This is a genomic window from Nonomuraea zeae (assembly GCF_005889725.1).
Lineage (GTDB): Bacteria > Actinomycetota > Actinomycetes > Streptosporangiales > Streptosporangiaceae > Nonomuraea > Nonomuraea zeae.
Window position 1 is genome coordinate 18,619 of sequence record NZ_VCKX01000017.1, and the last position, 13,333, is coordinate 31,951.

Genomic DNA, 13,333 nt, shown 5'->3' on the forward strand with positions numbered 1-13,333 from the left:
CTCAGGGGCGGCGCAGCGTCAGGGACTGGAACCGGAGCTCGTCCGACCCGACGACGTGAAAGTCCACGATCTCGAAGAGCTGCCGCGCGAACTCCTTGAGCTGCTCATCGCCACGGAAGGAGAAGAACCGGGGCGGCTGGTGGTCATCTCCGTCGAAGGGACCCTCCCCGCTCAGCACGCCCCCTCCGTACACACCGAGAAAGAACAGACCGCCGGGCCGGAGGAGCGTGTGGACAACGTCCAGGATTGCCGGAAGCTCCCGGTCGGGGACGTGCAGCAAGCAGTTGAGCGCATAGACCGCGTCGAAGGACCCGGGCGGGAAGTCGAGCCGCAGGAAGTCCATCACATGGGCGTCGAGCCCCTTCGCCCGGCACAGCGCGACCATCTCGGGGGACAGGTCCGCCGCGACGACCTCCAGGCCGCTGTCCCGGAAGTACGCGCTGTCCTGCCCCGGCCCGGCACCGATCTCCAGCAGCCGGCCACAGCCGCCGTCCCGCAGGCGACCGAGGAACGCTGCGCGCTCGGCGAGCTTCCACGGCGTCTTCGCAGTGCCATCACGGCGCGCTGCGCTGCCGTCGTACGCCGCTCGGAGAGAATCGATCACTTCGTCGTAACGCATGCTCACCGGGCCTGAGTAGTGCCTTCATCGTCACGGGCGACCCCCGTGACGGTCCCTGCCGGGTCGGTCACGTATCGCCCCTTCGACAGATCAACCAGGACGAGCTCGTTGCCGAAGGGGTCGGTCACGACCGCGACCCGGCCCACCGGAATGTCGGACGGCTCAGCGACCATCCGGCCACCTGCGGCCACGACCTCGGCAGCAGCCTCGTCGGCCGACGACACCAACCACGCCGGCGCGAGTCCGAGCCGGGTCGCCAGGACGATTTCCGCGTCGCTGTCAGGCAGGCCGAGCCCCGCCTGCCCCAGCTGATCATTTCGCCACAGCAGTTCGTGCCCGAGCCGGTCCCGATAGAAGCCCAGCCCGCTGTCGAGGTCCGGGACAGGCACGGTGACAGCGTCGACTTTCTGGATCAGAGGTGTTGATCGCATGAGCTCACCGTCACGCGTGCCATGAGGGCTGGTCAAGCGGAGGAGCCACCCTCCGAAGATCGTGCGACGGGCTATCGGCCCGGTGGTGCGCCGGCGGGGCCGCGGCCTAAGGGCTGGTCGGCGGGGCGACGACCAACTCGGTGTCCGGGTCGTGGCCCATGTGTGGAGGGCCGGCGACGATCATGGTGGCTCGGGCCCACGGCCGTTCTCGCAACAGGAACGGCAGCTCCTCCAGCAGCCAGTTCGCCACGTGCTCCATCTGCTCGGGGGCGGCACCGTCGCGGACGAGCAACAAGCGCTCCTGCTCATCGAGGTCACCTTGCATCCACACCGAGGCGTCCAGCCACGGGGCAAGCTCCTCGCGGATGATGCCGGTGCCCTCGACCCAGACGAGGCCGACATCGGCGGGGACGGTGATCGATCCGGGCCGGTCATGCTCGACCCAGGCATTCGGGCGGAAGTCCACCGCCTCACCCCGGTGCAGAGGCCGCAGGATGTGCTCGGCGAGCACGGCGCCCCAGTCGAAGCAGGCGTGGTTCCAGGCGACGTCGTCGGTGTGCACGATGGCCGAGCCGGCCACTGCCTTGCGTAGCCGCTCGGCCAGGGTCGTCTTGCCCGCGCCGCCCCGGCCGTCGATCGCGATCACCCGTGGACGTCCGACGACCTCGGGTGATGCGTCGCGGAGCTGCCGGACGGCGTCGAGCAGGGTCACCACCCGCCAGCCGACGGCCTCGTTCTCGCCTGGATGTAGACGCATCGACAACCTGTCTCCGGAGGAGAGGACCAGCCTGCCCCGTTCCATGGTCCCTCGGAAACGGTCGGATGCGGACGTCGGTGCCCGCGGCTCGATGTGCTCGGAGTTACGCGCGAGCACCTGATGAAGGCGGAAGGCCGGTGGCCGGCCGGCCGTGGTCCCCGCATCTGATCATCCGCGCGCGGGGAGGCCGTAGGCCGCCGCCAGGCGGCCGAGTGCCGCGCCGAGCGCGGCGTGCTGGGAGGAGGTGAGGTCGGCGGCGAGTTTCGCATCGAGAGCGAGCGCTTTGGCGGTGCATTCCGCCAGCAGGTCACGCCCTTTGCCGGTGAGGCTCAGGATCTGGCGGCGACGGTCGGCCGGGTCGCGGAGGCGCGTGACGGCTCCCATGGCCTCGAGGTGGTCGGCGAGGGAGACCACCAGGCTGGGCGCCACCCGCATCACCTTGGCGATCTCGAGCTGCGAGGCGGCCAGCTCCGAGTCGAGGACTGCCAGCAGGGCGACGTGTTTGAGCTTCACCTCGTGGATGGCCAAGGCTTCCCCGTACTCATCGGCGATCAGCGCGCCCAGGGTGCCGATCCGGAAGCTGAGCGTCTCGGTCCACTTGACATCGTTCACGAACAGCATGCTACCGTCGTCAAATGATTCAGGCTATGAACAATTAAAGGTGAGAATAATGCTTGATCATCGCACTGTGCAGATCGTCTTCGCCGACCTTCAGGACAGCATCGTGGCCCTGAGCGGCACCAACAGCCCCGAGACCATCAGGCGCTCCGCCGGGGTGCTCGCCACGGTCGCGCAGGCGCTGGACATCCCGTTCACCGTGTCGGTCGCCCCCAGGCCTGGCGGCCCCGGCATCATCGGTGAACTTCCCGAGACGCCTCCCTTCGTGCGCGGCGGACCGTGTTGCTGGGACGACCAGGCCTGGCGCGGAGCGATCGCCGCCGAGGACCGCAAGACGTTGGTCATCTGCGGAGTCACCTCCGAGATCGTGGTCCTGCACACCGCGCTCGACGCCCTGGCCGACGGCTATCACGCGATCGTCCTGGTCGACGCGTGCGGGGGCATGTCGGAGCGTACGGAGAACGCGGCATTCCGCCAGATCGAGGCTGCGGGCGGCACGGTGACGTCGGTGGCGAGCTTCGTCACGAGCATGGTCCGCGACTTCACCACCCCCACCGGCCGCACCGCCATCACCGCACTGCACGACCTGATGGGCTAGCAGCCACAGCCACCCCCCTTTGCCCGGACAGCCCGCTTACCGACCACGCCGTTGAAAGAAGTCCCATGAAACTCGCACCCCATCTGCACCGCCTCGGCAACGATCTCGTGGCGTGCTACCTCGTCAGCACCCCCCAGGGCATCACACTGATCGACGCCGGATTGCCCGGCCACTGGCGGGATCTGCAGCACGAACTCCGCTCGCTGGGCAAGTCCGTCGACGACATCCGCGGACTCATCCTGACCCACGGCGACTCCGACCACATCGGCTTCGCCGAGCGCCTGCGCAGCGCCCACGGCGTACCGGTGTTCGTGCACGCCGCCGACGCCGTCCGCGCCCGCACGGGAGAAAAGCCCAAGGTCGCCTTCGGGCCCATGCGCCTCGGCCCGACGCTCGGGTTCTTCGGTTACTCCATCCGCAAGAACGCCATGCGTACCCGCTATGTCGGAGAAGTCGTCGAGATCGGTGACGGCGACGTCCTGGACCTGCCCGGAGGCCCGGTGATCGTGGGCATGCCAGGGCACTCTCCGGGAAGCGTGGCAGTGCACGTTCCGATCGCCGACGCGGTCTTCGTCGGCGACGCGCTGACCACGCGGCACGTCCTCACCGGGCGGGAGGGCCCCCAAGCGGCGCCCTTCACCGACGACCCAGCCGAAGCCCTCACCTCCCTCGACCGGATCGCCGGACTGACGGCCTCCTGGGTGCTTCCCGGCCACGGCGCACCCTGGCGCACCTCGCCGTCTCAAGTGAGCGAGGCGGTTCAGGCCTCCTAGCGGTCCGTACGGTCCCCTGCATCGGAACAGTGCGGAAAGCCCGCAACCAGCCGGGCGTCAGCACAACTCGGGATACATCCGTTGGATCTGCTGGGCCTGAACCCCTTGCGCAATGGTCAAGAATCGTTGACCATTGCAGGCATGTCTACCGATGATCTCCCCGAGACGTTTCACGTCACCACCGACGAGCAGTTACGCGCCGTCTCCAATCTCACGCGTCACCGGATCATGGCCGTGCTCCGCTTCGAACCGGCGACGATCACGCAGATCGCCCAGCGGGTGGGCCTTGCGAAGGGCAGCTCCAGCTATCACGTGCGGTTGCTGGAGCGGGCCGGCCTGGTGAAGGTGGTGCGGACGCGGAAAGTGCGAGGGGTCACCGAGCGGTACTACGCGATGGCCGCGCGGTCGATCGAGCTGCCGGATCCGGGGGAGGGGCAGCCGGACGTGCTGCTGCGCAATGCGGTGGCGGACCTGGAGGCGTCGCCGGTGGGCGGTGAGCGGCACGTACGAATGGCCCATCTGCGACTCACCGAGGAGCAGTTCACGGAGTTGGGGGCGCGCCTGCAGGCACTGGCGGACGAGTACCGGACGCTGTCTGATCCATCGCTTCCCGACGTGTCGCTGGTCTTCGCACTGTTCCGGCCAGCTCCGCGCCGGCAGGTCGAGGGGGACGACAAGTGACCCCGAATCCGAGGAGAGATGCGGCGAAGTTGCCCGCCGGGTTCGGGCGGCTGTGGACCGCGCAGACGGTGTCCTCGCTCGGCGACGGGGTCTCGCACGCCGCGCTGCCGCTGCTGGCCTTGACGTTGACCCGGGATCCGATGGCGCTGGCCGTCGTCACGGCCGCCGGGACGCTGCCCTGGCTGCTGTTCGGCGTGCTCGGCGGTGCGCTGGTGGACCGCTGGGACCGCCGCCGCACCATGTGGGGCATGGACGCCGCGCGTGCGGTGCTGCTCGCCATCCCCGCTGCGGCGGCGGCGCTCGACGTGCTGAGCATCCCGCTGCTGGCGGCCGTCGCGTTCCTGCTCGCACTCGGCGGGCTGTTCTTCGACACGGCCGCCACGGCGTACCTGCCGGATCTGCTCGGCCGCGACCCCGCCCAGCTTGAACGCGCCAACGCTCGCCTGCGCGGCGCCCAGACCGCGGCCTCCGGCTTCGCCGGGCCACCCGCGGGCAGTGCGCTGCTCGCGCTCGGACGCTCGGTTCCGCTGCTCGCCGACGCGCTCTCGTTCGCGCTGTCGGCACTGCTCGTCCGGTCGCTGCCCGCCGTGCCACGCCCGGCCGCAAGCGCCCGCGAGTCGCTGCTCCGGCAGGCGCGGGCCGGGGCCTCCTACGTCTTCCGGGACCGGCTGCTGCTCGGGCTCGCGCTGCGTCCGGCGGTCGGGAACGTCGCCTTCCTCGCCGTGGAGACCGTCCTGGCCCTGTTCGCCCACGAACGTCTCGGCGTCGGCGCCTTCGGCTTCGGCCTGCTCCTCACCGCCGAGGCCACCGGCGGCCTGCTCGGCGCGGGCATCGCCTCCTTCCTCGGCCGCCGCCTGGGCACCGGCACCGCGCTGACCTGCACCGCCACAATCGAGGGCCTCACCATCCTGGGCCTCGCCTCCGCCCCGAACCCGTACGTGGCCGGCCTCGCGCTCGCCGTCTGCGGGGCGGGCATGGGCGCCACGATGGTCCTCGGCCCGTCCCTCCGGCAGGCCATCGTCCCGGCCCACCTGATGGGCCGCGTCGCCTCCACCTCCCGCATGCTCGCCATGTGCGCCGCCCCGTTCGGCGCCTTCCTCGGCGGCTGGCTGGCCACCACCTACGACCTGCGCACCCCGCTCTACGCCGCCGCCGGCCTCCTGCTCGCCATGACCGCCGTCACCGCGACCATGACCAGCAACCGCCGCGTCGAGACCGCACTACGCAACGCACGCCCGCAAGCCGACCCCACCGAAGAGGTCGCCCTGCAAACCACATCCACGTGACGGTCACCGCCTGCAGGTCACAACGGCCACCCGCATCGGAACGGCGACGGCGTCACGCAGTTCGTCATTCAGTCCGCAGAGTCTCAGAGGGCGTTTAGGCATGTTCTGTGACAGGCTGCCCTGTAATGCCTGTCGAGCGATTCGCGCACTTTTGCGAAGCATCTATTCATATGCGAGTCCGGGCGGGCTCTCCTCGATGTCTGTTTCGTGAGACGAGCCGCTCCCGATTCCGTCTGGCGTAGAGATGTCCTGGACACGCCATACTCCGGCAGATGCCAGGCAATACGAAGGGCTGGGCGTAGGGGTCGGATATGAACCCCCCGACGCCCGTACCGTTCCGACATCCCCGAGGCCCGCTGGGCCTTAGTCGAACCGACCCTCACCGCTCACTGGCCTGGCCCGCGTCAAGGAAGGACGCGACCCCCTACCCACCGTGGCCGTCATCGACACCCAGACGATCAAAACCTCCACCAACCCGCCGACCACCTCACAGGGCACCGACGCCGCGAAGAAGATCGTCGGACGCAAGCGGAGCGTAGCCACCGATGCCCTACTCCTCGCCGTGGTCGTCTGCGCCGCCTCCGTCTCGGAGAACCAGGCCGGCATCCAGGTCCTCGACCAGGCCAAGGGCGCCTACCCCACTCTGGCTGCGACCTGGGTCGACACCGGTTTCAAGAACCAGTTCGCCGAACACGCCGCCGCTCTCGGAGTCAACGCCGAGGTTGTCCATCGCGACCCCGAAACCCGTGGCTTCCACGTCCTCAAACGACGCTGGATGATCGAGCGAACCTTCGGCTGGCTCATGCTCCACCGCCTCCTCGCCCGCGACTACGAGACCGTGCCCGCCAGCTCCGAGGCCATGATCCACATCGCCCTTCCGTGCCCTATTCGACCATCCGAAGGAGGACCGGTTCACAGCAGGAGAGTTCCTCGCCGAACTGCCTCATCATGGGCTGCGTGTGGATGATCGATGGGCAACGCGGATCGGCGGCGACTACGTGTTCGGTGTCGCGCGGAGGGTATGACGATCACGGGCGGACTGCGCCGAGCAGGCGGTTGCGCCAGTAGTCGTCGAGGTCAACCACCTTGATGACGTCGCCGGTCTGAGGAGCGTGCACCATCTTCCCGTTGCCGGCGTACATGCCCATGTGTCCGAGCCCCTTGCTGAAGAGCAGGTCTCCAGGTTGCAGCGCGTCCAGGGGGACGCGGCGGCTGGCGCCCCAGGACCACTGGGTCCACGTGGTACGCGGCAGTTCGACGCCGCCGGTACGCCAGGCAGCCTGCGTGAGACCGGAGCAGTCGTAGGAGCCGGGCCCGGTGCCGCCGTACTGGTAGGGCTTGCCCACCTGAGCGAAAGCGAACTGGAGCGCGCGGCGGGCGTTGCCGGAGGCCGGACCGGTGTACTCGATGCCGGGGCTGTTGGGATCGCCGGTCTGGAAGGTGCCCAGCCGTCGCAGGAGCTTGGTCTGCTCTTTGACCAGCTTGTCCACCTTCGTCTTCTCGTCGCGGACCTTATCGCGGGCGTCGTCGGCCTCCGTCAGAACACGATGTGCTTCCGCGCGCCGATTGCGCAGGTCCTTCGTCGCCGCCTCGTAGGCGAGTATCTTGGCCGCTCGGTCCTGTGCGAGTTGCTCAAGGGAGGCCATGCTGCTCAGGGCCGTCTCGGGGTTGTCTTGCAGTGCGAACGCCGGCCAGCCTCCGAACGGTCCGGCCTGATAGCTGTTGCTCGCTATCGTGGCGAGTTCTTTGCGTAGCTCGCCGGCCTGCGCATCCTTGCGGCCGAGCTCGGTGTTGAGCGTCTCGTACTTCTTCTCGGCCGACTTGTACGCCTCGTTCGCCTGGTTGTACCGCTCGACCAGTTGGTCGGCCTGTTCGTTCAGCTTCACCAGCTTGGCCCGGATCCTGGCGGGTGACGGCTCAGCAAGAGCACCGCTGGGCGCCGCGGACAGTGCGATCAAGGCTAACGCCGTGGCTACTGCTGTTCGCCAGAGCCTCGTCCGCACGGCCACTACGACGCCTCCTCGTAAGTCTCTGGACCTGGGCCGAAATAGTACAGAAGGTACGGAGGTTCTTGCCCTGTTCTGCGCAATTCCGCCAGGCAGGCCAACTTACTATCGCTGGTAGCTGATCTGGCCTCACGTGTGGTTACGTGGACGGCAGGCATCGGGTTCAACAGACGCGTACGCGCCCCGGCTCCACGGATGGTCCGGGAGCCGGGGCGTGTACTTCTCAGCGTCCGGCACCTGCTCTGCCGCCACGGCGAGCAGCGGCCAGCGGCCCGGATGGGATGATCAGTGTCGACGTGCCGGTGAAGTGCATGACCCGGGTAGCGGTGCTGCCCGACAGCAGTGCCGGCAACCTCCGGCGCCCACGGGAGCCGAGAACGATCAGCGAAGCATCGATCTCCTCCGCCAGGTCCACGATGGCCTCGGCGGCTGTCTTCTCCGGGACGGAGGCCACCCTAGGTTCGGCCTTCAAGCCGAGGGCCCGGGCTCGTCCGGCACCTTCAGCGGCCAGTTGCTCAGAGGCGTCCAAGGTTCTGGCGTCGCGGTCGCGCAGGTCCTCAAGGGCCGGGTGGCCTTCCAGGTGAGCAGCGAGGCTTTCCAGCGGGTTGGCGGGCGTAGAGAACCACGGTGGATGCTCCCGGGAAGAGGCGTGCGGTCTCTTCGGTGGCGTGCCGAGCGTCGGGTGCGTCGTAGGCGATGAGGATGGACACGGGAATCTCCCTTACGTGCGGATGGGTCAGCTGCGGGAGCTAGTGACCTGATCGGTGGGCGCGGCGGTGCGGGTCCGCAGGGTGATGGCGGCGATCAGGGCGCCGGCCAGGGCAATGGTGGCGGCTCCGACGAAGGCGGCGGAGAAGCCGTCGGTCAGCGCGGGCAGGTTGCCAAGTTGGTCGGCGCCGTTGGCGGCGGCGACGGCGGTCATGGCGGCCAGGCCGAGTGCGGAGCCGACCTGGTAGCTGGTGTTGACAATGCCCGAGGCCAGGCCGCCTTCCTCCGGGCGGGCGGAGGAGATGGCGGTGCCGAGGGAAGGGATGAAGGCCAGCGACATGCCGAGGGCGGCGACGATGCTGGCGGGTAGGACGTCGGTGGTGAAGCTGCCGTCCGGGCTGATCAGGGACAGCCACGCCATTCCGGCGGTTAGCAGGACGAGACCGGCTACCGTAGTCGCCTTGGGGCCGAAGCGGTTGATGGCCCGGGGTGCCAGGACGATCATGCCGATCATGATGAGGACGGTCATCGGCAGCAGCGCGGCGCCGCTGGGGAAGGCGCTGTAGCCGAGAACCTGCTGCAGGTAGAGGTTGAGGAAGAACCACATCGGGATCCAGGCGCCGCCGAGCAGGAGCTGGGTAAGGTTGGCGGCCGACAGGTTCGGGGTGCGGAAGATGGACAGCCGCATCAGCGGCTGGCGGCGGCGGGCCTGGATGGCGACGAACGCGCCGAGCAACACCACGGCGACGGCCAGGACGAGCCACGTCTCGGCCGAGCCCCAGCCGGCCTCCGGCGCGCGGACGATGGCGTAGACGGCGGTGCCGAGGCCGAGGGTGACGGTCAGCGTGCCGAGGATGTCGATGGAGCCGCGCGTCGAGGGGGTGGCAGGCATCAGGGGTCCGGTGGCCGCGAGGGCGGCGAGCGCGATGGGGATGTTGATGTAGAAGACCCATGGCCAGCTCAGGTACTCGGTGATGACGCCGCCGAGGAAGACGCCGGCGGTGCCGCCCGCGGGGGCGGCGGCGCCGTACAGGGCCAGGGCCTTGGTCAGCTCCTTGGGGTCGTGACCGAACAACATCATCAGCAGGGTGAGCGCGGACGGGGCGATCAACGCGGCGCCCACGCCCTGGACGGCGCGGCCAGTCAGCTCCACCCACACCTCGGGCGCGATGCCGGCCAGGAGCGAGCCCGCGAGAAGGACGAGCCAGCCGGCGCTGAAGAGCCGGCGCGCGCCGAACAAGTCCGACAGGCGGCCGCCCAGCAGGAGCAGGCCGCCGAAGGCGACGACGTAAGCGTTGAAGACCCAGGACAGGCTCTCCTGGGAGAAGCCGAGGTCCTGCTGGATGCGGGGCAGGGCCACGCCGATGATCGACGTGTCCATGATCACGATGAACTGCGCCGTGGCGATCAGGGCCAAAGCGGCCCAACGTCGGGGCGATGGTGCAGACATGGGTACTCTCCGCTCAGATTCAATACCCATAGGGGGTATACGCGATGGCTAATAAATACCAGTAGGGGGTATCTGTCAAGCCTGCCTGATCAGCGTCCGTTTCCGGGTGCCCTCGCAGCACTGCCAGTACAATCAGCGCCGCAGGGCTGGCCAGCGCGAAGCCGACGGCCATCCCGGGCCGCGCTTGCCAAAGTGGCCACGGCACATCTGCCGGACTGGCCCGACGACATCACGCCCCATGTCCTGCGGCACTTCTGCGCCTCCCAGCTCTATCTGGCCGGGATGGATCTGCTCGCAATCCAGGAAGTCCTCGGCCACGCTTGGATCGCCACGACCATGAGATACGTTCACGTCCCCTCGACTCACGTCGAGGACGCCTGGCTCGCAGGTCAAGCGCGTGCGGTCACCCGATTGGAAGGACTACGGCGATGAGGTGGAACCTGCGCCTGGCGGCCGCCAACCGCGGCATCTGGAAGGCGTCCGAGCTCCAGCGGATGCTTGCCGAGCACGGCCTGAAGATGAGTGCTGGAAAGATGTCCGGGCTCTGGTCGGGCGAGCCGGCCAGCATCAAGCTCGACGACCTCAACGTCATCTGCGCCGTCCTCGGATGCGGAGTCGAAGAACTCCTCATCGTCGAACCCGACAAGGTCAAGCGCGTCGATGAGCAGGTCGAACAGCCCGCCGCGGTCTCGGCGGGAGGCCCGTCGGTGACACCCAAGCGCAAGGACGGGCGATCTCTCCCAGCGAGCTGATCGAGCTCGGGACCGACGCTGATGCTGCCCAGAAGCTGAACAGATTGCCTGGCCTGGGGCGTGTTGTTCGCCCCGCGATGCGGGGCCTGCGCCTCGTTTGCCTCCCGCCTTTCGGCTGGACGCTGCGCGGGGTGCGGTCGACGGCTGCCGCTGCGCGAGGGCTCCTGCCGGTTGTGCTGGTGCCAGGCCCGCCTCGACGCGCAGACGAACAACCCGGCTGCCGGAGTGCGATCACCCCTTCCCCGGGACAGCCCCCACCGGCTCTTCCTGGCTCATCTGACGCCGCTCTGGGGCCGAAAGCGGCGATCCTGGGAGCGCCTGAGGGGCGGCCAGCGGGCTGGTGGCCGCGGTATTGCTGCTGCTGTGCTTCGTGATGGTCTGGGATGCGCCGGGGCTGGATGTGGAGGCCGGTTCCATGACCCGTTACTTCGATGAGCGGCGCATGGCAGTGCTCACGTCGTCGCTACTGGTCACGCTGGCCGTGATGGCGTTCTTGTGGTTCACCGCGCATCTGCGGCATGTGTTGCAGCGGGCCGAAAGGGGGGCGTAGGCGTTCTCTCCCATGGTGCTGGTCTCCGGGGTGAGCCTGGCGACGGTGTGCGCGCTGAGCGTGGTGCCGCTCGCGGCGCTGGCCACGCTGACCGCATCGCCAGTGCGGCCCGCCGACCTTGAGGCGGCACGCGTCCTGTACACCGTGCATCTGCTGTCCCTGGGACCGATCAGCCTGCTGGTGGCGCTTTTCGCGGTCAGTGCCGGGGCCGCCATGGTGCGGCGGGAGATGGCCGGGCCATGGCTCGGCTGGCTGGGCATGATCGTCGCCGTGCTATGCCTGATCGCGGGGATCGGCAGTTTCCTCGTTGCCCCGTTCGGGCCCGTGCTGGTCCTGGCCTACGCCACGGGCATCTTCTTCGCGGTGTGGATCGCCGCCGCCTCGATCACCATGCTGGTCCGTCCGGAGGTGGATCGTCCCTCTGCGGTGCGCGGGTCTTCGCCCACTGACGACGCTTGTCTGGACGGGGCGCACGACGATCTGGAGCCTGTCAGGCCGAACAGGTCCCCGGGCCGCCCGCTCTTCTGACAGTCCAGCACCGCATCTTTGGACCTGTCTCCGTTGAGGAATCCCGGGCGAGCGCTGAGCATGTCGCGACAGGCCCGCTCATTGCCATATCTTGGGCCTTTCGGCACTGTTCACCAGGCCTTTTGATGTCAACCTTGAACAGGAGAAGAATCTGCCAGGATCAGGAGGGGCCAGGAATGAACGCGGACGACTGCTGGTCGGATCCGATCCATGGCGACGGCCCTCGGGTGCTCGTCGTGCTGGACGGCTCTTTGGCGAGTCTGGCGGCTTTGCGCGTGGCGGTGACCGAAGCCCGCCGGCGTCACGCCCACCTGCAGGCGATCCGCGTGCTGCCTGGCGTCGGTGCCCTGCCTGGTCTCCCCGACGGGCACGAGTTCTTTGCCCGGCTACGAGAGGGGGTGTGGGCATCCCTCCGGGAGGCGCTGGGACGGGTCCCGGCCGACATCGATATCAGCACGGCGGTGGCGCGCGGCGCGGGTCCGGCGCTGGTCGCTATGGCCGGCGGGGAAGACGACCTTCTAGTACTGGGCGGGGGCGAGGGGCGGTTGCTGCGCCGATGGCGTTCGGCGGCGGTGAGTCGCTACTGCGTCACCCACGCTCGATGCCCGGTGCTCACCGATGTCGGAACTAGTCCGTCATAGTTCTCGACGGGCAAGCTCAGTCGGTGGGGGAGAAGGCTGTGGTGAAGGTCTCGCCACCGTTCTTGGACTGCAGCACTGTGCCGTCCTCCAGGGCGGCCAACAGGCGCTGCCGGTCTACGGCGGTGAAGGCGGCAGCCTGTGCGGGTAACTTTCCGGTGGCCGACCAGGTTTTGCCGGAGTCCTGGCTAGTGTGGATTTGGCCGTCGGCTCCGGCGCCCACGATCACTTCGCCGGGCAGGACATCGATGTGGCTGAGCAGGGGAGCCTTCGTGAGGTCGATGTAGTTCAGCCCGCCGTCCTCGCTGACCTTCAGCCCGTCGGGCGTGGTGGCGTAGATGCGGGACGTCCGCTCGGCGCTCGCCCCAAGGTCGATCACCTTCTCCTCGGTGCCCTGTGTCCAGGAGGTGCCGCCATCGATGCTGCGCCAGACCTTCGAGGTCTGGCTGTCGTAGGCGTACAGGTTGTCTCCGGCGGGCTGGATGGAGTGAAAGTCGGCCGAACCGTCTTCCGAGATTGTCTTCCAGGTGAGCCCGGAATCCGTCGACTTGATGAGGCCGAGATGCGGCGGTCGTTCGGCAGAGGCATCCTCCGCCGAGGGGTGCCCGCTGGCCAGGAACGTCTTCGGGCCCATGATGGTGAAGCCCATGTGGTCCTGGTCGCGGTCGGCGACCCGGGTGGCGGCCGTAGGTGAAGTGATCTTGAACAGCCCGTAGTGGCCCGCTACGTAAAGAATTCCATCGGCCGGGTCGACGCCGAGTCCGTGCACATGTCCGATGCCCAGATCCGCATGGGCCGTGCCGCCCGGTGCCTGTGCCGCCTGGCCGCAGGCGGCAAGCGTGACGCCCAATGCGATTGCGGCGGCACCCATGCGTAGCTGCTGTCCCGCGAACTTCATGTCGCGAGTCTACAACTTACTACTATCGCCCCTCGTAGCA

General features: G+C 68.4%; 17 protein-coding genes and 1 pseudogene. 10 read left to right on the forward strand and 8 right to left on the reverse strand.

The features are described 5' to 3' along the window. Position 1: 1 nt before the first annotated feature. From ETD85_RS08085 to ETD85_RS08100, 4 genes are all read right to left on the reverse strand, one after another. Positions 2-604: a class I SAM-dependent methyltransferase gene (locus tag ETD85_RS08085; protein ID WP_240779022.1), complete on the reverse strand. Its 603-nt coding sequence runs from the start codon at positions 602-604 to the stop codon at positions 2-4. A 17-nt stretch (positions 605-621) separates the two neighbouring features. Further along, the gene (locus ETD85_RS08090) at positions 622-1,050 is read right to left on the reverse strand and encodes a VOC family protein (RefSeq protein ID WP_138688987.1); all 429 of its coding nucleotides are present in this window, start codon (positions 1,048-1,050) and stop codon (positions 622-624) included. Between the two features lie 106 nt (positions 1,051-1,156). Next, positions 1,157-1,807: a uridine kinase family protein gene (locus tag ETD85_RS08095; protein WP_138688988.1), complete on the reverse strand. Its 651-nt coding sequence runs from the start codon at positions 1,805-1,807 to the stop codon at positions 1,157-1,159. A gap of 168 nt (positions 1,808-1,975) precedes the next feature. Beyond that, positions 1,976-2,428 (reverse strand): MarR family winged helix-turn-helix transcriptional regulator, encoded by a 453-nt coding sequence (locus ETD85_RS08100; RefSeq protein ID WP_138688989.1) that lies wholly within the window; start codon positions 2,426-2,428, stop codon positions 1,976-1,978. A 49-nt stretch (positions 2,429-2,477) separates the two neighbouring features. On the opposite strand from ETD85_RS08100, the gene ETD85_RS08105 reads away from it, so the two are divergent. The 5 genes and pseudogenes from ETD85_RS08105 to ETD85_RS08125 form a co-directional block, all read left to right on the forward strand. Next, complete coding sequence (locus tag ETD85_RS08105; RefSeq protein ID WP_206058171.1) at positions 2,478-3,023, forward strand: isochorismatase family protein; 546 nt, start codon at positions 2,478-2,480, stop codon at positions 3,021-3,023. A gap of 65 nt (positions 3,024-3,088) precedes the next feature. After that, entirely contained in the window at positions 3,089-3,796 is a 708-nt protein-coding gene (locus ETD85_RS08110) for an MBL fold metallo-hydrolase (RefSeq protein ID WP_138688990.1), read from the forward strand. 81 nt (positions 3,797-3,877) lie between these two features. Then, entirely contained in the window at positions 3,878-4,477 is a 600-nt protein-coding gene (locus tag ETD85_RS08115) for an ArsR/SmtB family transcription factor (RefSeq protein WP_206058172.1), read from the forward strand. 29 nt (positions 4,478-4,506) lie between these two features. Next, positions 4,507-5,763: an MFS transporter gene (locus ETD85_RS08120; RefSeq protein WP_138688991.1), complete on the forward strand. Its 1,257-nt coding sequence runs from the start codon at positions 4,507-4,509 to the stop codon at positions 5,761-5,763. A gap of 385 nt (positions 5,764-6,148) precedes the next feature. Further along, positions 6,149-6,637: pseudogene (locus ETD85_RS08125) on the forward strand (transposase); the annotation flags it as partial. 154 nt (positions 6,638-6,791) lie between these two features. On the opposite strand, the gene ETD85_RS08130 reads toward ETD85_RS08125, so the two are convergent. The 3 genes from ETD85_RS08130 to ETD85_RS08140 form a co-directional block, all read right to left on the reverse strand. Further along, entirely contained in the window at positions 6,792-7,649 is an 858-nt protein-coding gene (locus tag ETD85_RS08130; protein WP_240779023.1) for a C40 family peptidase, read from the reverse strand. A gap of 343 nt (positions 7,650-7,992) precedes the next feature. After that, a complete protein-coding gene (locus tag ETD85_RS64540) occupies positions 7,993-8,298 on the reverse strand; it encodes a universal stress protein (protein ID WP_206058174.1) in 306 nt (101 codons plus the stop codon). Positions 8,299-8,505: 207 nt separating this feature from the next. Next, complete coding sequence (locus ETD85_RS08140) at positions 8,506-9,927, reverse strand: MFS transporter (protein WP_138688992.1); 1,422 nt, start codon at positions 9,925-9,927, stop codon at positions 8,506-8,508. Between the two features lie 192 nt (positions 9,928-10,119). Between ETD85_RS08140 and ETD85_RS67435 the strand changes: the two genes are divergently transcribed. The 5 genes from ETD85_RS67435 to ETD85_RS08165 all read left to right on the forward strand — a co-directional run bounded on the left by ETD85_RS67435 (position 10,120) and on the right by ETD85_RS08165 (position 12,398). Further along, the gene (locus tag ETD85_RS67435) at positions 10,120-10,359 is read left to right on the forward strand and encodes a tyrosine-type recombinase/integrase (protein ID WP_206058175.1); all 240 of its coding nucleotides are present in this window, start codon (positions 10,120-10,122) and stop codon (positions 10,357-10,359) included. Continuing rightward, complete coding sequence (locus tag ETD85_RS08150; protein WP_138688993.1) at positions 10,356-10,679, forward strand: helix-turn-helix domain-containing protein; 324 nt, start codon at positions 10,356-10,358, stop codon at positions 10,677-10,679. Before ETD85_RS67435 ends, ETD85_RS08150 begins: the two co-directional genes overlap by 4 nt. A gap of 340 nt (positions 10,680-11,019) precedes the next feature. Beyond that, on the forward strand, positions 11,020-11,229 hold the full coding sequence (locus ETD85_RS08155) for a hypothetical protein (protein ID WP_138688994.1): 210 nt from the start codon (positions 11,020-11,022) through the stop codon (positions 11,227-11,229). 12 nt (positions 11,230-11,241) lie between these two features. Then, positions 11,242-11,757, forward strand: coding sequence for a hypothetical protein (locus ETD85_RS08160; RefSeq protein WP_138688995.1), 516 nt, complete (start codon positions 11,242-11,244; stop codon positions 11,755-11,757). Between the two features lie 176 nt (positions 11,758-11,933). After that, entirely contained in the window at positions 11,934-12,398 is a 465-nt protein-coding gene (locus ETD85_RS08165; protein WP_170246565.1) for a universal stress protein, read from the forward strand. A 16-nt stretch (positions 12,399-12,414) separates the two neighbouring features. Here the strand turns inward: ETD85_RS08165 and ETD85_RS08170 are convergent, their stop codons facing one another. Further along, positions 12,415-13,293 carry a F510_1955 family glycosylhydrolase gene (locus ETD85_RS08170; protein WP_138688997.1) on the reverse strand — a complete coding sequence of 293 codons (879 nt, stop codon included), beginning with the start codon at positions 13,291-13,293 and terminating at the stop codon, positions 12,415-12,417. Between the last annotated feature and the right edge of the window lie 40 nt (positions 13,294-13,333).